Annotated in this window: 2 protein-coding genes; both read right to left on the bottom strand. The window is 41.4% G+C overall.

Going from position 1 to position 980, the window contains the following annotated elements; genetic code table 11:
• On the bottom strand, positions 1-137 hold a 137-nt coding region (locus ACS8FD_RS17205; protein ID WP_439276744.1), incomplete at its 3' end, for a 3-methyl-2-oxobutanoate hydroxymethyltransferase.
• 242 nt (positions 138-379) lie between these two features.
• Positions 380-892, bottom strand: coding sequence for a 2-amino-4-hydroxy-6-hydroxymethyldihydropteridine diphosphokinase (folK, locus tag ACS8FD_RS17200; protein WP_439276743.1), 513 nt, complete (start codon positions 890-892; stop codon positions 380-382).
• Positions 893-980: the final 88 nt, after the last annotated feature.

Genomic DNA, 980 nt, shown 5'->3' with positions numbered 1-980 from the left:
CCCAAACTATCTCCTATTAAGATAGTATCAATCTGCACCTTATCCATCATGCGTGCAAACATTGAGTCATAACACGTCAGACACGTGAACTTGGTACCGTCTTTTTTAAACTTATTTAACGTAGATAACGTCGTCATATGACCCTCGATTAATCTGCAATGCTTTTAACTTATTAGTAATTGTTATTCTGCTTGTGATCAAAAAACTTAGCAATTTCTTAATATATAGTCATCCTAAACAAAAAAAGCACAAAAATTGTGATGCGCTATTGGGATAATTTTTCCTTACTTGCTGTGCCTACGCAGACAGAGGCTGCGCAAAATTTATCCCAATAGCGCTATATTTACTTTATAGTTGATTCAATTCAATAATAAATTAACTATAGTAGCTTTAAATCTGTCCAATCTTTACTTTGTGGATAAACATCTATCGACTTGCCGGCAACTACTAGCTCTGGAGCTAGCTCTCGTAGCGGTATTAAGACAAAATTACGTTCAAGCAGTCCAGCATGCGGTATGGTTAATTGCGGCTCTGCAATTTGCGCTTCACCATATAATAAAATATCGACATCAAGGCTACGTTCACCCCAACGTCGTATGCGTGCACGCTTAGCTTGCTCTTCTAGCTGCTGGCAAAATGCAAGCAACGCAAAAGGGGTCAACATCGTCTCAAAACCCGCCACTGCATTGACAAAGTCGGGCTGATCTTGTGGTCCCATCGGCGCTGAGGCGTAGAATGAAGAAACACGAACGTCACGTACTTGCTCATGCTCTCGCATCACTGCAAGTGCTTGATGTAAATGCTCTATAGGTGAACCTAATTCATTAGCCAGATTGCCACCCAAGCCTACATAGGAAGTTACCCAATGGGCGTTGCCCGTATCGTTATTCATATTAGACATTATCGGTACTAGGCTGACGGCGGCGACGCTTCGATGGGACAGGCCCTTTATTATCAATCACTTTACCAGAATTAACCTT

The sequence above is a fragment of the Psychrobacter sp. 1U2 genome (assembly GCF_051847575.1).
This window is presented reverse-complemented; position numbering and strand designations above follow the sequence as displayed.

Bases quoted from the DNA above. Each gene is read 5' to 3' on its own strand.
- folK (WP_439276743.1), bottom strand. From the start codon at position 892: ATGAATAACGATACGGGCAACGCCCATTGGGTAACTTCCTATGTAGGC.